The 18,705-nt window shown below is 66.4% G+C and carries 18 protein-coding genes; 16 read left to right on the top strand and 2 right to left on the bottom strand.

What is annotated here, in order from left to right; translation table 11 throughout:
* The first annotated feature begins 179 nt into the window (after positions 1-179).
* The 5 genes from lepA (at position 180) to hemW (ending at position 7,515) form a co-directional block, all read left to right on the top strand.
* A complete protein-coding gene (lepA, locus tag K8V11_RS01420) occupies positions 180-2,051 on the top strand; it encodes a translation elongation factor 4 (RefSeq protein WP_303910447.1) in 1,872 nt (623 codons plus the stop codon).
* A 113-nt stretch (positions 2,052-2,164) separates the two neighbouring features.
* Positions 2,165-4,225 (top strand): M3 family metallopeptidase, encoded by a 2,061-nt coding sequence (locus tag K8V11_RS01415; RefSeq protein WP_303910446.1) that lies wholly within the window; start codon positions 2,165-2,167, stop codon positions 4,223-4,225.
* A gap of 9 nt (positions 4,226-4,234) precedes the next feature.
* The gene (locus tag K8V11_RS01410; protein ID WP_303910422.1) at positions 4,235-4,447 is read left to right on the top strand and encodes a hypothetical protein; all 213 of its coding nucleotides are present in this window, start codon (positions 4,235-4,237) and stop codon (positions 4,445-4,447) included.
* Between the two features lie 225 nt (positions 4,448-4,672).
* Positions 4,673-6,235: a wax ester/triacylglycerol synthase family O-acyltransferase gene (locus K8V11_RS01405; protein WP_303910421.1), complete on the top strand. Its 1,563-nt coding sequence runs from the start codon at positions 4,673-4,675 to the stop codon at positions 6,233-6,235.
* Between the two features lie 107 nt (positions 6,236-6,342).
* Entirely contained in the window at positions 6,343-7,515 is a 1,173-nt protein-coding gene (gene hemW, locus K8V11_RS01400) for a radical SAM family heme chaperone HemW (RefSeq protein WP_303910445.1), read from the top strand.
* A 24-nt stretch (positions 7,516-7,539) separates the two neighbouring features.
* On the opposite strand, the gene K8V11_RS01395 is transcribed toward hemW, so the two are convergent.
* Positions 7,540-8,022, bottom strand: a complete 483-nt coding sequence (locus K8V11_RS01395; RefSeq protein WP_303910420.1) for a helix-turn-helix domain-containing protein — start codon at positions 8,020-8,022, stop codon at positions 7,540-7,542.
* A gap of 101 nt (positions 8,023-8,123) precedes the next feature.
* Between K8V11_RS01395 and K8V11_RS01390 the strand changes: the two genes are divergently transcribed.
* Positions 8,124-8,564: a PaaI family thioesterase gene (locus tag K8V11_RS01390; protein WP_303910419.1), complete on the top strand. Its 441-nt coding sequence runs from the start codon at positions 8,124-8,126 to the stop codon at positions 8,562-8,564.
* 120 nt (positions 8,565-8,684) lie between these two features.
* Positions 8,685-9,197 (top strand): PaaI family thioesterase, encoded by a 513-nt coding sequence (locus K8V11_RS01385; protein ID WP_303910418.1) that lies wholly within the window; start codon positions 8,685-8,687, stop codon positions 9,195-9,197.
* Positions 9,198-9,226: 29 nt separating this feature from the next.
* Here K8V11_RS01385 and K8V11_RS01380 read toward each other — a convergent pair whose 3' ends face one another.
* Positions 9,227-9,763 carry a DUF1697 domain-containing protein gene (locus tag K8V11_RS01380; RefSeq protein ID WP_303910417.1) on the bottom strand — a complete coding sequence of 179 codons (537 nt, stop codon included), beginning with the start codon at positions 9,761-9,763 and terminating at the stop codon, positions 9,227-9,229.
* A 110-nt stretch (positions 9,764-9,873) separates the two neighbouring features.
* On the opposite strand from K8V11_RS01380, the gene hrcA reads away from it, so the two are divergent.
* From hrcA to K8V11_RS01335, 9 genes are all read left to right on the top strand, one after another.
* Entirely contained in the window at positions 9,874-10,911 is a 1,038-nt protein-coding gene (gene hrcA, locus K8V11_RS01375) for a heat-inducible transcriptional repressor HrcA (protein ID WP_303910416.1), read from the top strand.
* A 136-nt stretch (positions 10,912-11,047) separates the two neighbouring features.
* A complete protein-coding gene (dnaJ, locus tag K8V11_RS01370) occupies positions 11,048-12,199 on the top strand; it encodes a molecular chaperone DnaJ (protein WP_303910415.1) in 1,152 nt (383 codons plus the stop codon).
* A 51-nt stretch (positions 12,200-12,250) separates the two neighbouring features.
* Positions 12,251-13,027, top strand: a complete 777-nt coding sequence (locus K8V11_RS01365; RefSeq protein ID WP_303910414.1) for a 16S rRNA (uracil(1498)-N(3))-methyltransferase — start codon at positions 12,251-12,253, stop codon at positions 13,025-13,027.
* 119 nt (positions 13,028-13,146) lie between these two features.
* Positions 13,147-14,202 (top strand): PhoH family protein, encoded by a 1,056-nt coding sequence (locus K8V11_RS01360; protein ID WP_303910444.1) that lies wholly within the window; start codon positions 13,147-13,149, stop codon positions 14,200-14,202.
* The gene (ybeY, locus tag K8V11_RS01355; RefSeq protein WP_303910413.1) at positions 14,199-14,687 is read left to right on the top strand and encodes an rRNA maturation RNase YbeY; all 489 of its coding nucleotides are present in this window, start codon (positions 14,199-14,201) and stop codon (positions 14,685-14,687) included. Before K8V11_RS01360 ends, ybeY begins: the two co-directional genes overlap by 4 nt.
* 13 nt (positions 14,688-14,700) lie before the next feature.
* The gene (locus K8V11_RS01350) at positions 14,701-16,026 is read left to right on the top strand and encodes a hemolysin family protein (protein WP_303910412.1); all 1,326 of its coding nucleotides are present in this window, start codon (positions 14,701-14,703) and stop codon (positions 16,024-16,026) included.
* Positions 16,019-16,927 (top strand): GTPase Era, encoded by a 909-nt coding sequence (gene era / locus K8V11_RS01345; RefSeq protein ID WP_303910410.1) that lies wholly within the window; start codon positions 16,019-16,021, stop codon positions 16,925-16,927. Before K8V11_RS01350 ends, era begins: the two co-directional genes overlap by 8 nt.
* 105 nt (positions 16,928-17,032) lie before the next feature.
* Positions 17,033-17,893, top strand: a complete 861-nt coding sequence (locus K8V11_RS01340; RefSeq protein ID WP_303910409.1) for a DNA repair protein RecO — start codon at positions 17,033-17,035, stop codon at positions 17,891-17,893.
* A complete protein-coding gene (locus K8V11_RS01335; protein WP_303910408.1) occupies positions 17,877-18,698 on the top strand; it encodes an isoprenyl transferase in 822 nt (273 codons plus the stop codon). Before K8V11_RS01340 ends, K8V11_RS01335 begins: the two co-directional genes overlap by 17 nt.
* Positions 18,699-18,705: the final 7 nt, after the last annotated feature.

Raw genomic sequence — 18,705 nt, 5'->3', positions numbered from 1 at the left:
GGCTAGAAGCATACGGTTGCGTAGCGGACAACTAATTCCTGACGGCGGACGTGCCGGGTTTTCCCGGGCCACACCGAGCGGCTCGCGTTCGGTATTCTCCGCGGCGGCCAGGTAACGTCTGAGGTCAGAATATTTGCACCTGCCGAGCGTTCGGGCCTGCGTCCGATGAGGAGTTTCGAATAGTAGTGACGAAGAATTTCGCCAAGGACACCTTCACCTCGCCTGCGCATATTCGAAACTTCTCGATCATCGCCCACATCGACCACGGCAAGTCGACCCTGGCCGACCGCATGCTGCAACTCACCGGCGCCGTCGACGAGCGGCTCATGCGCGCCCAGTACCTCGACCGCATGGACATCGAGCGCGAACGCGGCATCACCATCAAGGCACAGAACGTGCGCCTGCCGTGGGTGCCGAAATCGGGATCGGCCGCCGGCGAGGAGATCGTCCTCCACATGATCGACACCCCGGGGCACGTCGACTTCACCTACGAGGTCTCCCGCGCACTCGAGGCGTGCGAGGGTGCGGTGCTGCTCGTCGACGCGGCCCAGGGGATCGAGGCGCAGACCCTTGCGAACCTCTACCTCGCGATGGAGAAGGACCTGGAAATCATCCCGGTCCTCAACAAGATCGACCTGCCCGCCGCGGACCCGGATCGCTTCGCGCTCGAGATCGCGCAGATCATCGGCTGCGAGCCCGAAGAGGTACTTCGCGTGTCCGGTAAGACCGGCGAGGGTGTGACCGAACTGCTTGACAAGTTGTGCGAGGTCGTGCCGCCGCCGGTGGGAGATGCCGATGCGCCGCCTCGCGCACTGATCTTCGACTCGGTGTACGACACCTACCGCGGCGTCGTCACCTACGTCCGCGTGTTCGACGGCAAGCTCACGCCGCGTACCAAGGTGACGATGATGTCGACGGGAGCGAACTACGAGCTCCAGGAGATCGGCATCATCTCCCCGGAACCCGAGGCGTGTGAGGGGCTCGGCGTCGGCGAGGTCGGCTACCTCATCACCGGCGTCAAGGACGTGCGCCAGTCCAAGGTCGGCGACACGGTGACGCTGGCCAGCGGCGGCGCCGAGGAGCCGCTGGCCGGGTACCAGGAGCCCAGCCCGATGGTGTTCTCCGGCCTGTACCCGATCGACGGCTCGGACTACCCGGTGCTGCGCGATGCGCTCGACAAGCTTCAGCTCAACGACGCCGCGCTGGCCTACGAGCCGGAAACCTCCGTTGCGCTCGGCTTCGGCTTCCGCTGTGGCTTCCTCGGCCTGCTGCACATGGAGATCACCCGCGACCGCCTGCAGCGCGAGTTCGGCCTCGACCTCATCTCGACCGCGCCGAACGTCGTCTACCGGGTCATCGCCGAGGACGGCGAGGAGTACAACGTCACGAACCCGTCGGTGTGGCCCGAAGGCAAGAACCGCGAGGTGTACGAGCCGATCGTGAAGACGACGATCATCGTGCCAAGTGAGTTCGTCGGCACCACGATGGAGCTGTGCCAGTCCAAGCGCGGCGACATGCAGGGCATGGATTACCTGTCCGAAACCCGTGTGGAGCTGCGTTACATCATGCCGCTCGGCGAGATCATCTTCGACTTCTTCGACTCGCTCAAATCCCGTACCCGCGGCTATGCCTCGCTGCAGTACGAGGAGGCGGGCGAGCAGATTTCGGACCTGGTCAAGGTCGACATCCTGCTCCAGGGCGAGGCCGTCGACGCGTTCAGCGCGATCGTGCACCGCGACCACGCCCAGCACTACGGCAACAAGATGACCGTCAAGCTCAAGGAGCTTATCCCTCGCCAGCAGTACGAGGTGCCCATCCAGGCGGCGATCGGCTCGAAGATCATCTCCCGCGAGAACATCCGAGCGATCCGCAAGGACGTGCTGTCCAAGTGCTACGGCGGCGACATCTCGCGTAAGCGCAAGCTGCTGGAGAAGCAGAAGGAGGGCAAGAAGCGGATGAAGTCGATCGGTCGCGTCGACGTCCCGCAGGAGGCCTTCGTCGCCGCGCTGTCGGCAGACACGAGCGCCGATAAGGGCGACAAGAAGAAGTAGCCCGCTCGCTCCCGCCCCGCCCGCCGCTCACCGTGGCGGGCGGGGCATAAGATGGCGGCGTGAGCACTCCGGAAGAACAGCCCCAGAACGCACCGCAGGACCACAATCCACGTATGACGGCGGGCACCGCAGCCCTCCTGGAGCCCTCCGCGCTCCCGTACGGATTACCGGACTTCGCGGCGTTCACCGATGCCGATGTGGAACCGGCCGCCCGCGCGGCGATGGACGACCACAATGCGGAGATCGCCGCCATCATCGCCAACCCGGAACCGCCGACCGTGGACAACACTTCGGTCGCTCTCGAGCTCTCCGGGCAGGCGCTGAACCGGGTGCTCTCGACGTTCTATAACCTCGTCGGCCCCGACGCCACGGCTGAGCGCCAGGACATCGATCGCCGCCTTTCTCCGCTCCTCGCCCAACACTTCGCCGCGATTTGGCTCGATACCGATCTGTTCGCCCGTGTTCGCGCGGTCGCTGAGCAGATCGAGACAGGAACCGCCCGGGTCGACGACGAGACCCGCCGGCTCGTCGAGAAGCAGGTCCGGGAATTCACCCGTAGAGGCGCGGCGCTCGGCGGCTCGGCCCGCGAACGCGTCGCGGAAATCGACGAGCGTCTGGCCGAGCTCACCACGGCATTCGGGGAGAACGTGCTCCGCTCGACAGCGGAGCTCGCGGTCCACGTCACCGACGGAGCGGAGCTCGCCGGCCTCGACGACGCAACCGTGTCCTCCCTCGCCGCCAATGCGCAGGAGGCGGGGCGCAGTGGCTGGCTCATCCCGCTGGGTCTGCCCACGGTTCAGCCGCTGTCGGCACAACTCACCGACGCCGGGCTGCGCGCCCGCCTCATGGCGGCCTCGTTGCAGCGCGGCCGCACCGCCGGTTCCGACAACACCCCGCTCGTACTGGAGATCGTGGCGCTTCGCGCCGAGCGCGCGGAACTGCTCGGCTACGCCTGCCACGCCGATTACGTGTTGGAGGAGGAGACGGCGAAGACCGCCGAGGCCGCCCGTGGTCTCCTAGAAAGCGTCGCCGACGCCGCCGGCACCAATGCCAGGCACGAGGCCAAGGACATGCTCGGCGGAGACGACGAGAACCCGCTGAGTCCAGCAGACTGGGCGCACTTCGCCGAGAGGCTGCGTGCCGAACGGTTCTCGGTCGAGGACTCGACCGTGCGCCAGTATTTCGAGTTGGACACCGTCCTCCACGAGGGCGTCATGTACGCCGCGAGCACGCTGTACGGCCTCGAGTTCACCCGCCGAACCGATCTCGCCGGCTACCTGCCCGGCGTGCAGGTGTGGGAGGTCCGCCGCCCGGCGGATGAGGACCCCGAGACCGGGCTCATCCTGCTCGACTACTACGCCCGCCCGACGAAGCGCGGAGGAGCGTGGATGAGCTCGTTCACCGATCAGTCCACCGCCCTGGGAACCAAGCCCGTCGTCGTCAACGTGATGAACCTCGCGGCGCCCGCCGCGGGCGCGCCGACCCTCCTCACTCGCGACGAGGTGACGACGATGTTCCACGAGTTCGGGCATGCGCTCCACGGCCTGCTGTCGCAGGTGCGCTATCCGACATTCTCGGGCACCAACGTCCCGCGCGACTTCGTCGAGTTCCCCTCACAGGTCAACGAGATGTGGGCCGACGAATCCGAGGTGCTCTCCCGCTTCGCCCACCACGTCGAAACCGGATCGGAGATCCCCGAAGACCTCGTCACCCGACTACGCGAGGCCGAGAAGTTCGGCCAGGGGCAGGCGACCGTCGAATACCTGGGCGCCGCGCTCATCGACCTGGCGTGGCACTCGCTCTCGCTGGAACAGGCACAAGCTGTCGACGACGTCGACGCATTCGAATCACAGGTCCTCGCATCCGCGGGGCTCGATGTCGAAGGGATCGAACCGAGGTACCGCTCCCGCTATTTCCAGCACATCTTCGCCGGTGGCTACTCGGCGGCGTACTACTCGTACTTCTGGGCCGAGGTTCTCGACGCCGACGCCGCGGACTGGTTCCGTGAGAGAGGGGGCTTGCGGGCGCAGCTGGGCGAACAGCTGCGCACGGAGGTGCTTTCCCGGGGAGGCGCGATCGATTTCGACGAGGCCTACCGGGCGTTCCGGGGCGCGAGCCCCGATCCTGCCCCGCTGCTGCGCCGCCGGGGATTGGAGAGTTCGGCCGTCGGATAGGGTGGGGGCATGGATTCGCCACTGCAGATGTGGGACAGCGTCGAGCTGTGGCTGTCGACCCTGCCGTTCCCGCCGCAGGTGGCGATACTCGTAGCGGTTCTCGTCCCGCTGTCGTTCGTGATCGCCCGCGTGCTTATCGCCGTCACCGATGGCGTCGTGAGCACACGCTTGGTCGACGCGATTCGCGGCCGCGACGAGGCCGCGGAGGAGGAATTGGAATAGATGCCTAAGTCTCGCGTGCAGCAGGCCCTCATCGGGCTCATCGTGCTCATCGTTCTCGTATGGGCGCTGACCCAGATTTTCTGATTCCACCAGGCACTCCGGCTGCGGCCTGACAGACCCCCTCCAAGGGTGTAAAGGACGAGATTTTCCTGCGGCGTTTCAGGCGCTCCAAGACAAATCTGCAAAGGCAGTTAAGCGTCAAAATTTCTCGCTTACACTGACACCATGCAGCGACTCAGCGGACTGGACGCGAGCTTTCTCTACTTCGAGACTCCCTCGCAGCTTTTGCATGTCACGGTGTTGATCACGGTCGACCCATCCAGCGTGCCCGGGGGATACGACTTCGAGAAGTTCAAGGCCGAACTCGACCGCCGCGTCAAATACATGCCGCCTCTCCGGCGCAAGCTGCAGGATTCGTTGCTCAACCTCGACCACCCGGTGTGGGTTGAGGACAAGGATTTCGATATCGACAAGCACGTCCACCGAATCGCAGTACCCAGCCCCGGAGGCAATAAGGAGTTCGGGGATCTCGCGGCGCATTTCGCCGGGATCGCGCTAGACCGGAAAGCTCCATTGTGGGAGCTGTGGGTCATGGAAGGACTCGAGGGCGGCGAAATCGGTGTCTTGGTGAAGATGCATCACTCGACCGTGGACGGGGTCTCGGGAGCGAACTTCATCACCCAGTTGTGTTCCCTGACTCCCGACAGCGACCTGCTGGAGGAGAAAAACCTCGACGTCCACGCCGGCGGTTACGGCGCGGTGGAGGTGCTGCTCGGCGGGGCGATGTCGACGGTGGCCAAACCATTCCAATTCATGTCGCTGCTGCCGCACACGATGTCCCTGCTGCCCAAGTGGGTGATGCGGGCGCGGAAGGGCGAGGCGATGCCGGCGCCGTTCTCGGCCCCGCGGACCCGGTTCAACAAGACGATCACCGGCCACCGGACGATCGCGTTCGGAGCGACCGATCTCTCCTGCATCAAACGTGTGAAGAAGACGTTCGGCTGCACGGTCAACGACATTGTGCTCACGCTGGTCGCCTCGGCCATGCGCAAGTACCTCATCGCCAAAGACGAGCTGCCCAGCAACTCGTTGGTCGCGATGGTTCCGATGTCGGTGCACGGCATGTCGAACAGGCCGGGAACCAATCACGTATCAGGCATGTTCATGTCCCTGGCAACGGCGCAGGAGGACCCAGTCAAGCGCCTCAGGGTGATCGCGAAATCCACCGACGTCGCCAAGAAGCACAACGACACCATCGATGCCGACCTGCTCACCGACTGGGCACAGTTCGCAGCGCCCTCGGTATTCGGCGCCGCGGTGCGAACCTATTCGAAGCTGCGCCTCGCGGAGAAGCATCCGACGGTGCACAACCTCGTCATCTCTAACGTGCCGGGCCCGAACTTCCCGCTGTACTTCCTTGGCGCGAAGATCACCGCGATGTATCCGATGGGCCCGGTTTTCCACGGTGCGGGTCTCAACCTGACCGTCGTGTCCATGGACGGCACCCTCTACTCGGGGTTCATCGGTTGCAGGGAGATGGAAGCCGATCTCTGGCCGCTCATCGACTACATGGAAGAAGCACTGCAGGAATACGAGGAACTCGCCGAGCGGTTCGAAAACGTCCAAGGGGCTGACGGCGAGGGCGCCGACAAGGTCGAATGCAAGGAAGATCTCGACCAACTCGATTACGAGAACGAGGCCCCCGACGAGAGCGTCAAGGACATGGGATCGGCGCTCGGTTCCCTTGCGGAGAAGGCGGCGAAGCAAAAGCTCCGCACTCGCCGATAGGGGATTGCCCGCGCTTCTCGCCTACACTGCCAGGCGTGACGGATTCGACTGCGCAGCGTTCGGGCGCCGAAGCCCATGCCTCCACGGAGACGGGGTTCGCCCTGCAGATGCCGGAGAGCATCGCCGAACCGTTCGGCGTGTACGTGCACGTCCCGTTCTGCTCGACGCGCTGCGGCTACTGCGATTTCAACACCTACACCGCCGGCGAGTTGGGCTCGTCGGCGTCGCCGGAGTCATGGCTCGAGGCGATCCGCGCAGAGATTCGCGAGGCGGCGAGCAGGCTGGCGGGCGCGCTGGGACGTGCGCCGTCAGCAAGCACGGTGTTTTTCGGCGGGGGAACGCCGAGCCTCGTGGGGGCGGGAATGCTCAACGCGGTGCTCGCCGAGATCCGGACCTCTTTCGGGCTCACACCCGGCGCGGAGGTCACGACGGAATCGAATCCCGAATCGGTGTCCCCGGAGTTCTTCGACGAGCTCCTCCGCGGTGGCTTCACCCGTATCTCGCTCGGGATGCAGTCGACGTCCTCGCGGGTGCTGCAGATCCTCGACCGGGCGCACACCCCGGGGCGCGCCCTCGACGCCGCCCGCGAGGCCATGGACGCCGGTTTCGGGCACGTCAACCTCGACGTCATCTACGGAACCCCCGGCGAGACCGACGCCGACCTGGCGAAGACCCTCGACGATGCGCTCGGGACGGGGATCGATCACGTCTCGGCGTATTCGCTCATCGTCGAGGATGGCACCGCGCTGGCCAGAAAGGTGCGGCGCGGCGAGATCGCGACACCCCTCGACGACGTGTTCGCCCGCCGCTACGAGATGGTTGCCGACACCATGGCTGCCGCCGGTTTCGACTGGTACGAGGTGTCGAACTGGGCGCGCGGTGAGGCGGCGCAGTGCCGCCACAACCTCGGATACTGGCGCGACGGCGACTGGTGGGGTTTCGGGCCGGGCGCCCACGGGCACCTGTCGGGGCAGCGGTGGTGGAACATCAAGCACCCGGCGCGCTATGCCGCGGCCAGTGGCCCGGGCCTGCTGCCCATCGCCGGTGGGGAGACGCTGGATGACGTCGGACGCCACATCGAGCAGGTCATGCTGCGTCTGCGCCTCGCGGAGGGGATTCCCGCGCGCATGCTGTCCGCCGAGGAGGAGTCGCGGCTAGCGCCGTGGATCGACCGCGGTCTCGCCGTCGTCGACGATCGCGTGGACGAGCGGCGCTACCGCGTCACCGACGCGGGGCGGCTCGTGGCGGACGGGATCGTCCGCGACATCATCGAGCTCTGACCGGAATGGGCCTGTGAGCGGGTCCTATTCGGCGTGTGCGGCAGGCACGGGCTTGGCTCCCGGTCCCGTTGACGTCACGGCCTCGCGCGGGGAGGACAGGCGGTGTCCGTTCGAGCAGCGGATCTCGACATCGATGGGCGCGCCACAGTCGGCATGCGCGATCTCGATCGCCGGGCCCGCCGGATCGGGGCGGTGTGCATCGCCCCAGCTGAGCAGCGAGATGATGACGGGGTAGAGGTCTCTTCCGCTCGCGGTGAGCCGGTACTCCTTGCGCCGGCGGTAGCCGGCCTGCCGGTATTCCGCGGTCTCGAGGATCCCCTCGTCGACGAGCTTGCGCAGGCGCGAGGAGAGAACGGAATCGGACACCCCGATGTGGTCGCGCATCTGGTCGAACCTTCGGACGCCGTGGAACGCCTCGCGGATGACCTGGATGGTCCACTTGTCGCCGATCACGTCGAGGGTGCGTTGGACGGAGCAGTTCTCCGTCGATTGTTCGAGCCAGTCCATTCGAGAATTCTCCTAAGCGATTGACGTCGGCCGCAACCTCATCTAGCTTCTATATTACTAGTCAGCTTCGATTGAAGTCACCCCCGAGGGAAGGAACTCCCATGTCGACCTCTGAATCACCTTCGCCCACGCCCATTCCCGATGTCTCGCTCGAGGCCTCGAGCCGCTTCGTCGCGGCGTCCGGCTTCGTCGTCGACGAGGTGGCCGAGACGAGCGTGCGCGGGCACGTCGAGTTCGGCCCTGAGCACCACACCCCGTGGGGAGTCGTGCATGGTGGCGTCTACGCGACGATCATCGAATCGGCTGCGAGCATCGGGGCGAGCTACGCGGTGCGCGAACGCGGGGAATTCTCCGTGGGCCTGCACAACGGGACCGACTTCATCCGCCCCGCCACTGGCGGCTCTGCACAAGTAGAGGCCACCGCTCTTCACCAGGGCAGGGGGCAGCAACTGTGGGATGTCGTCATCTCCGCGGCCGAGACCGGGAAAACGATCGCGCGGGGGCAGGTCAGGCTGCAGAACGTGCCCGCTCCGTCCGCCTGAGACGGCCTCCGCTTCGGGCCCGCCTGGCCGCCCACCACGCCGGGCGAGATAATGAGGGACGAAAACGCCCCCGCCGCGGCGATCGCGGCAGCAGCCGGGGCCTGAGTGGAGGGAGAGGCCGTGGCCGAACGCGAAACGATCGTGCACTGGGACGACGGCAGCGGTATGGAGCCCGGAACGGAAGAACTCAGCGGCCTCGAGTTCATGCGCAAGGTCGTCTCGGGCGAGCTCCCCGAGTCGCCCATGGGCGCGCACGCCGCGCTCCGCGTCGTCTCCGCGGACCCCGGCGAGGTGTCGGTCCGCTGCACCCCGGACGAGTCCCACTTCAACAGGATCGGTTCCGTACACGGCGGGCTCATGTGCACGTTGCTAGATTCCGCGCTCGGCGGCGCCGTCCACACCACGGTCCCGGCCGGGACCGGGTTCACCTCGATCGACATTAACGTCAGCTATCTGCGCGCGGTGTTTCCCGAGAACGCCCCGCTCGTTTGCAATGCACGGGTGACCAAACCCGGCAGGCGGGTGGCGTTCGCCGAGGGCGAGGTCGTCGACGCCCGCGGCAAGACCGTCGCCACGGCGACGAGCACGTTCCTCGTCTTCGCGCTGGAGGACGGTCCCCGGCGCGGGGCGTGACCGAACGGCCGCGACCTCGCGATCCGGCTCTACAGCGCCGCGACGATCTTCTCCACGGTGTTCCAGTTGCGCGACGTGGCGACGATCCCGCCCATCGACATCAGCGTTCTATCGGTGAGCGTCAGTTCACTCACCCCTTCGGGCGCCCAGGAATACATTTCCAGCCCGGTGAGTACGTGCACGTTGGGCGAGAAGTCCTCCTTCTCGACGTGCGCGGCGACCTCGGCGGGAAGCCGCGCGGACAGGAAAGTGACGAGGTGGCGTGAGCCGTTGTCGGCCATATCACCCAACGGGTTGAGCGCGGCGATCGCGCGCATTTGCTCGGCCGAGCGCGCCACGCAGACCACCTCGGTCCCGCTGGACGAGGCGATCACCTCCCGCACACGGTCGGACGCTTCCGACACCGAATCGCCAGGCGCCGTGACGATGATGTTCCCGCTGGCCAACAGGGTGATGACGTCGGAGAAGCCGGCCTTCGCCAGGTCCGCGCGCAGCGCCGGCATGGGAACCTTGTTGTGGCCGCCGACATTGATGCCCCGCGGAAGCACCACCATGCGCTGGTTCATGCACGAAAGTCTATGCGTCCTCGCGTCTGCGCGGAGTCGGACTAAACTGGGCGGAGAGAGTAGCCAGACCGAGCGAGACAAACCGAGCGAGGCAAGGGGAGGAGCATTCGATGTCGGCAACCGAGGACCGCCGGGCGCAGGTACTGCGGGCGATCGTCGCCGACTACATCTCCTCGCAGGAACCGGTGGGCTCGAAGGCCCTCGTCGACCGCCACAACCTTGGCGTTTCCAGCGCGACGATCCGCAACGACATGGCGGTTCTCGAGGACGAGGGATTCATCACCCAGCCGCATACCTCCTCCGGTCGCGTGCCCACGGAGAAGGGGTACAGGCAGTTCGTCGACGCCATCCATGAACTCAAGCCGCTCTCACGCGCCGAGACCCACGCCATCCAGAGCTTCCTGGAGGAGGCGGTCGACCTCGACGATGTCCTGCGACGCGCTGTGCGTCTGCTCGCCCAGCTCACGCAGCAGGTCGCCGTCATCCAGTATCCGATCCTGGGGCAGGCGACCGTGCGTCACCTGGAAGTGGTCGATCTGACGCCGAGCAGGCTTCTGCTCGTGGTGATCACCGACACCGGTCGCGTGGAACAGCGCGTCGTCGATATGGGCCGTCCGGTATCCGCGGACGACATCTCGGCGCTGCGCACGCTGCTCGGCCAGGCAGTGTCCGGAAAGCGGCTCGCCGACGCGAGTAGCGACCTCGCCGAGGCTGCCGCAGAGGCCCCCGACTACATCCGCACGGCAGCCGTGCAGGCCTCGTCGGTGCTCATCGAGACGCTCGTCGAGCAGCCGGAAACGCGGCTCATGCTCGGCGGAACCGCAAACCTCACGCGCAACGCCGGCAGCTTCGACGGTTCGCTGCAGCGCGTGCTCGAGGCGCTTGAGGAGCAGGTGATCCTGCTCAAACTTCTCGCCGCTTCGCGGGACCTCGCGGCCGGGCCTGGGCGCATCTCCGTGCAGATCGGGGAGGAGACCAACGCCGAGGACCTGCGGGGCACGGCCGTCGTGGCCAGCCAGTATGGTCCCGAGGGGTCCGCCCTCGGCGGGATGGGCGTCCTCGGACCGACGCGGATGGACTATCCGGGAACAATGGCCTCGGTTGCTGCTGTTGCCAGGTATGTGGGACAAATGTTGTCCGAACGTTGATGACGAAACTTATTTAGACACACACACCACAGCGAGCCCGGGCTGTACCGCGCCTCTGCAGGATGAGGAAATTAGGAATTTCCTGCAGCGAAACTAGTATTGTCCCGGACCTTTCAACTGCAGGAGGACAGAGCGAGTGGCTCGGGACTATTACGGCATTTTGGGCGTCGACAAGTCGGCGTCCGAGTCGGAAATCAAGAAGGCGTACAGGAAGCTGGCTCGCCAGTATCACCCCGACGTCAACTCCTCCGATGAGGCGCAGGAGAAGTTCGCCGAGGTCGGCACGGCGTACGAGGTCTTGTCGGACCCGGAGAAGCGCCGCGTGGTCGACATGGGCGGCGACCCCCTTGGCGGCCCCGGTGAGGCTGGCGGTGGCGGCTTCGGCGGCGCCGGTTTCGGCGGCATGGGCGACATCTTCGACGCGTTCTTCGGCGGCGGAGGCGGTGGCGGTTCCCGCGGCCCGCGCTCGCGCGTGCAGCCCGGTTCGGACTCCCTCGTCCGTGTCACCTTGGATCTCGAGGAGGCGGCCACCGGAACGCAGAAGGAAATCCAGATCGATACGGCCGTGCTGTGTAAGACGTGCCACGGCAAGGGGTCGGCCGATGGATCGAAGCCGACGACTTGCCAGATCTGCCAGGGCATGGGCGAGGTTCAGTCCGTCCAGCGCACGATGCTCGGCAACGTGATGACCGCCCGCCCCTGCAGCAACTGCCAGGGCACCGGCGAGGTCATCACCAACCCCTGCGGCTCGTGCGGCGGCCAGGGGCGCGTCCGCGAGCGCCGGAATGTCACCGCCAAGATTCCCGCCGGCGTGACCACAGGCAACCGCGTCCGCCTGTCCGGGCAGGGCGAGGTCGGTCCCGGTGGCGGCCCCGCCGGCGATCTCTATGTAGAGATCCGCGAGCGCGAGCACCCCGTCTTCGTGCGAGAGGGCGACGACCTCCACGCGAGCGTTCGTGTGCCGATGGTCGAGGCCGCGCTCGGTTCGGAGATCGAGCTCGAATCGATTCTCGGCGAGGACATCACCGTGCGCATCGAGGCCGGAACGCAGCCCAACGACGTCGTCAACCTGCGTGGTAAGGGCATGCCGAACGTGCGCGGCGGCGCAGCAGGCGACATGGTCGTCCACCTCGACATCGCGGTGCCCACTCACGTGAACAGCAAGCAGAAGGATGCGCTGCGCAAGCTGCGCGAGCTCGAGAAGGAAGGGCCGAAGCTCGTCGACAAGGACACCGCCCACTCCGGCTCGTTGTTCTCCAAGCTGCGCTCCGCGTTCAGCGGACGCTGACCCCGCCCTTGCCCGTACCCATCCGCGACCACGCTCGAACCGGAGGTGACGATGTCGGCATCGCTTCTGCGTAGCGACGAGATTCCGGATGACGGCGGGCGGCTGGTGATCTCCGGGCCCGAAGGCAAGCACGGGGCGGCGGCGCTGCGGCTCAAGCCCGGCGAGGGCATCCTCGTCGGCGACGGCGCGGGGGTGCTGGCCGAATGCGAGGTCGTCTCGGCCGCCGGCAGCGAAGTCGAGGTCGTGGTCCGCAGCCGCACCGAGCATCAGGCGCCGCGCCCGTCGGTGACGATCGTGCAGGCGCTTCCCAAATCCGAGCGGTCCGAGCTCGCGGTCGACCTCGCCACCGAGGCGGGTGCGGACGAGATCATCCCGTGGCAGGCCGACCGATGCATCTCCCGCTGGACCGGGGGCAAAGACAAGGCCGATAAGGGCCGACAGAAATGGCAGAACGCCGCGCGCGCGGCGGCGAAGCAGGCCCGCCGCGCCTTCGAACCGCCGATCGGCGAGCTCGTCGACACCAAGACGCTCACCGGGATGGTCGCCGACTGGGCGAACACGTCCTCCGCCGTCATCGTGTTGCATGAGGAGGAATCGAGGGCCTTCACCGACCTCGTGGCGAACGCGGTGGGCGAGGGCATCGAACGCATCGTTCTCGTGGTCGGGCCCGAGGGAGGCGTCGCCGAACACGAGATCGAGGCGCTCCGCGAGGCCGGGGCCACTCCGGCACTGCTCGGACCCGAGGTGCTGCGGACCTCGACCGCCGCGGCAGTGGCGCTCGGCGCGATCGGCGCGCTTACCGCGCGGTGGCCCTCGTCGCGGGGATGAATGTCGCCCGCAAGCGCTAGAATCGACGCAGAACCCGCAAGCCCCAAAAAGGAGTGGTTACAGTAACTTCCCCGCATGAAAGCGCCGCCGACGACGGCGAGCAGGCACGCGCCAGCATCATGCTGGAGCCCGATGTGGCGTTCGCGGTGCTCGGCACGGCGGATGCGAACCTCCGGGCGCTCGAGGAAGCGCTCGAGGCTGACGTACACGTCCGCGGCGGCCAGGTGACGCTCACCGGCGCCAGAGACGATGTTTCTCATGCCGCCGATGTCGTCAACGATCTCCGCCGCCAGGCCAAGCGGGGCGTTGCGATCACTCCCGATTCCGTGCTCCGCTCCGTGGACATGACCAAGGACACCGCAGCCCCGGCCGCGGCGGACGTGATGAGCGCCGAGATCCTGCGCAGGCGAGGCAAGACGATTCGGCCCAAGACGCTCGGGCAGAAGGAATACGTCGATGCGATCGATAACCACACGATCGTTTTCGGGCTCGGGCCGGCGGGTACGGGTAAGACCTATCTCGCGATCGCGAAGGCCGTGGCTGCACTGTCGGCGAAGGAGATCGACCGCATCATCCTCACCCGTCCGGCAGTGGAAGCGGGGGAGCGGCTCGGCTTCCTCCCCGGTGCGCTGAGCGACAAGATCGACCCCTACATGCGGCCGCTGTACGACGCGCTGCACGACATGATGGACCCCGAGGCCATCCCGAAGCTCATGGCCGCCGGGGTGATCGAGGTGGCGCCGCTGGCCTACATGCGCGGGCGCACCCTTAACGATGCGTTCATCATCCTCGACGAGGCGCAGAACACCACTCCCGAGCAGATGAAGATGTTCCTCACCCGTCTCGGGTTCGGCTCCAAAATAGTCGTCACCGGCGACGGCTCGCAGGTCGATCTTCCGGGCGGACAGAAGTCCGGACTACGTGTGGTCCAGCGAATCCTCGATGGCGTCGACGACATCCACTTCTCGACACTGACGTCGAAGGACGTCGTTCGTCACTCCCTCGTGAGCAGGATCGTCGAGGCTTATGATGCCTTCGACAAGCGTTCCGCGCGCGGGGACGACGAAGACGGGGCGAACCGCGCCGAGCGACGTCATCCAGGACAAGGAGGCGCGGGACGCGGACCCGGTAGCCGGGCAGAACGGGAACGGCAACATGGAAAGGGCCGAAATTGAGCATTGAAGTTGCCAACGAATCGGGCATCGACATCGAGGGCGAGATGCTCATCTCGGTCGCATCGTTCGTGATCTCCAGGATGGACGTCCATCCCGCGGCCGAGCTTGCCATCACCCTGGTCGATATCGAAACGATGTCCGACCTGCACGTTCAGTGGATGGACCTGCCGGGGCCCACCGACGTGCTCAGCTTCCCGATGGATGAACTGTCCCCGGGCGGGCACCCGGACATGGCCGCGCCCGGGCCGGCGATGCTCGGCGACCTGGTGCTGTGCCCGGAGTTCGCTGCCGATCAGGCCGCGTCCTCGGGGCATCCCCTCGCGCACGAGCTCGCGCTGCTCACGGTGCACGGCTGCCTGCACCTTCTCGGCTACGATCACGCCGAGCCCGAAGAGGAGCGCGAGATGTTCGCGCTGCAGGCAGAGCTGCTCGCCGAGTGGTACGACGAGCGCGAGGCCACCGCCGGCGCCGGCACGCAGGGCTAGGCGAGACGACTTCGTGGACGTTCTTGACTGGACTTTTTTCGTCGGCCTCGCGCTGATCCCACTGGCCGGGCTCTTCTCGGCGGTCGACTCCGCGCTTTCGGCCGTGTCGGTAGCGCGCGTGGAGGAACTCGAACGCGACGGCCGGATGGGCGCCAGGCGGCTGCGGCGCGTCATGGAAGCGCGGCCGCAGTACATCAATCTGTGCGTGCTGCTTTACACCATCTGCCTGGTCGCGGCGTCCGTCCAGGTGGTGACCTTCTTCGAGGACCTTGTCGATCATTCGATCTGGGGGATCATCCTCGGCGTCGCCGTGATGAGTGCGCTCGCCTTTATCGTCGCGGGAGTGGGACCGAGGAACCTCGGCCGCCAGTACGCGTACAAAATTTCCCTGGCCACGGCGTTGCCGTTGCAACTCCTCGGTATCCTTCTGCGGCCGATCGTTCGTATCCTCATCGTGCTCGGTAACGCGCTCACGCCAGGTAAGGGCTTCCGCAACGGGCCGTTCACCGGGGAGATCGAGCTCCTCGAGATCGTCGATCTCGCGCGCGAGCGGGGCGTTGTCGCCGAGGACGAATCGCGGATGATCCAGTCGGTGTTCGAGCTGGACCAGACCATCGCCCGCGAGATCATGACCCCGCGTACCGAGATCGTGTGGATCGAGAGCGACAAGACCATCGCGCAGGTGCTGCGCCTGGCGGTGCGCTCCGGGCACTCCCGCATCCCGGTGATCGGGGACTCCGTCGACGACGTCGTCGGCGTGGCCTATCTCCGCGATCTCGTCGCCGCGGCGACAGGAAGCTCTGACTCGTACGCGAGCGCCGAGCACACGCTCGTGTCGAGCGTGATGAAGCCGGTCTATTTCGAACCGGACTCGAAACGCGCGGACAGTCTCCTCGCCGAGATGCAGCGCCAGCGCAATCACCTCGCCGTGCTCATCGACGAGTACGGCGGCGTGGCCGGTCTGGTGTCGATCGAGGACGTGCTCGAGGAAATCGTCGGCGAGATCGTCGACGAACACGACTCCACGGAGGTCGCGCCGATCGAGGAGCTCTCCGACGGCGGCTACCGATTGTCCTCGCGACTATCGCTTGCCGAGGTGAGCGACCTATTCGACGTCGAATTCGATGAGGAGACCGCTGAAGAGGCGGACACCGTTGCCGGCCTGCTCGCCTACGAGCTCGGCAGGGTGCCGCTCCCCGGAACCCGCGTGAAGGCCGCCGGCGTGATCTTCCTCGCCGAGGGCGGAACCGACAGGCGCGGCCGAATCCGCGTATCGACCGTGAGGGCGTACAAGCTCGAACCCGAGCCCGCCACCGATGAGGAGAATCCCCATGACTGAGCCCGCCCCGTACCGCTCCGGATTCGTGTCCTTCGTCGGGCGGCCGAACACCGGAAAATCGACGCTGACGAATGCGCTCGTCGGCGAGAAAATCGCGATCACCTCGAACCGTCCGCAGACGACCAGGCATACGATCCGCGGAATCGTCCACCGCTCCGACGGCCAGATCATCATCGTCGACACCCCGGGCCTGCACCGCCCGCGAACACTCCTCGGCGAACGGCTCAACGCGTTGGTCGAGGACACCTACTCGGACGTCGACGTGATCGGCATGTGCTTCCCCGCGGGCGAGAAGATCGGTCCGGGGGACAAGTGGATCCTCGGACGTGTCCGCGAACTCGCCCCCAAGAAGCCGCTGGTTGGGATCGTCACGAAGATCGACGCCGCGCCGCAACAGGCCGTCGCCGAGCAGCTGCTCGCCGTGTCCGAATTGCTCGGCCCCGAAGCGGAGGTCGTTCCGGTGTCGGCGACGTCGGGCCAGCAGGTCGACATCGTGGGCGATGTTCTCGTCTCGCAGCTGCCCGAGGGGCCGCAGTTCTATCCCGATGACGCAATCACCGACGAACCGGACGAGACGCGGATCGCCGAGCTCATCAGGGAGGCGGCGCTGGAAGGTGTGCGCGACGAGCTGCCGCACTCCATCGCCGTCGTCATCGACGAGATCCTGCCGCGCGAGGGCCGGAACGACCTGCTCGACGTTCACGCTTCGCTCATCGTCGAACGCGAGAGCCAGAAGGCGATCGTGATCGGCAAGAAGGGCTCACGCATGCGTGACGTCGGCTCCCGCGCGAGGCAGGGGATCGCCGAACTCCTCGGCAAGAAGATCTTTCTCGACCTGCACGTCAAGGTGCTCAAGGACTGGCAACGCGACCCGCGATACCTTGGCCGACTCGGCTTCTAGCTGGGCTTACCGGGAACCGGAGCGCGAGAGAATAAACTTGAGGGCCTGAAGGCGCGCCCCAGCAGGCGGTACGCCCGGGCGACGACCCGCACAAGGAGGTGAAGGGTGCATCCAGTGAGGGATCGTGCGCTGGTATTGCGCACGCACGACCTCGGCGAGGCCGATCGGATCATCACGATGCTGTGCTACGAACACGGCATCGTCCGCGGCGTCGGCAAGGCTGTGCGTAGGACCCGGTCCAAATTCGGCTCTCGGCTCGAACCCTTCACTTTTGTAGAGGTGCAGTTTGTGCCCAGCAGGCGCTCGCTGGCCATGGGCAGCGGTGCACCCGGGATGGTGGGGCTGGGTACGCCTTTCGGTAGCGGCGGCCTCGCGATCATCCAACAAGCCGAGACCATCGAGACCTACGCCCCGCAGATCACCGGCGATTGGCGCGCCTATACCGCGGCCTGCGCGATGATGGAGGCCGCCGAGCACCTCGCAGGCGGGGAGCCGCGAATTCTGCGCATGCTGGTGCTCGCGTTCCGATCGCTCGCCGAGGCGCGCCGCGATCCTTCGCTCGTCGCCGTATCGTTCATGCTCAGGGCGCTGCAGGTCGCCGGCTGGGAACCCGTGCTACTCGCCTGCGCCCGGTGCGGCGCGGTCGGCCCGCACCGCGCGTACCACGTGGCCAGCGGCGGAGCGGTCTGCGTGCACTGCCGACCGGCCGGCGCGGTGACTCCGCGGCAGGGCACCCCGGAAGTCCTCGACGCGCTCCTGCGCGGTAAATGGGACGTCGTCGAAGCGGCGCCGGAGCAGGTTCTGCGGCAGGCCTCGCAGCTTGTGGTCGCCCACGTGCAATGGCACACCGAACGTTCGCTGCACACGCTGCCGCTGCTGGCCGGAGAAGGAGACGTCCGACGTCATACCGGCACCCTGACCGGAAACCCGAACCGAAAGGACCACTCGCATGGCGCTTCTGCCTAGGCGCGCGAAGGCGAACGCCGCCGGCTCCATTGGTGTGACGCCGGAGACCGCGAAAGCACCGCCACGCCACTCCTCCGGGGCTCAGGCGCCGGCGATTCCCGCGCAGTTCGTTCCCCGACACGTAGGCCTCGTGATGGACGGCAACGGGCGCTGGGCACAGGAGCGCGGACTGGCGCGGACCGAGGGGCATAAGCGCGGCGAGGGCGTGCTCATGGACGTGGTGCAGGGCTGCATCGAGATGGGGATTCCGTACCTGAGCGCGTATGCGTTCTCGACGGAGAACTGGAAACGCAGCCCCGAAGAGGTGCGATTCCTCATGGGATTCAACCGCGACGTGCTGCGCCGGCGCCGCGACGAACTCCACGAGATGGGCGTGCGGGTGCGTTGGGCCGGGCGGCGCCCCAAGCTCTGGAAATCGGTGATCTCCGAACTCGAGATCGCCGAGGAGAAGACGAAGAACAACACCGTGATGACCCTCGCCATGTGCGTGAATTACGGCGGCCGCGCCGAAATCGTTGACGCGGCCAGAGAGATCGCGCGCCGCGCGGCGGCGGGGGAGATCGACCCCGACCACATCACCGAGAAATCGTTCTCCGGGTACCTCGACGAACCCGACATGCCCGACGTCGACATGTTCCTGCGCCCCTCGGGCGAATTGCGCACCTCGAACTTCCTTCTGTGGCAGTCGGCGTACGCGGAATTCGTGTTCCAGGAGACCCTGTTCCCAGACTTCTCCCGGCTCGACCTGTGGGACGCGTGCCTCGAATATGCCCGCCGCGACCGGCGCTTCGGCGGCGTGAAGTAGCCGCCTC

The sequence above is a fragment of the Dietzia timorensis genome (assembly GCF_020742175.1).
Classification (GTDB): domain Bacteria; phylum Actinomycetota; class Actinomycetes; order Mycobacteriales; family Mycobacteriaceae; genus Dietzia; species Dietzia timorensis_A.
Note: the sequence above shows the minus strand (reverse complement) of the source record. Positions and strands in the feature narration are given on the sequence as shown.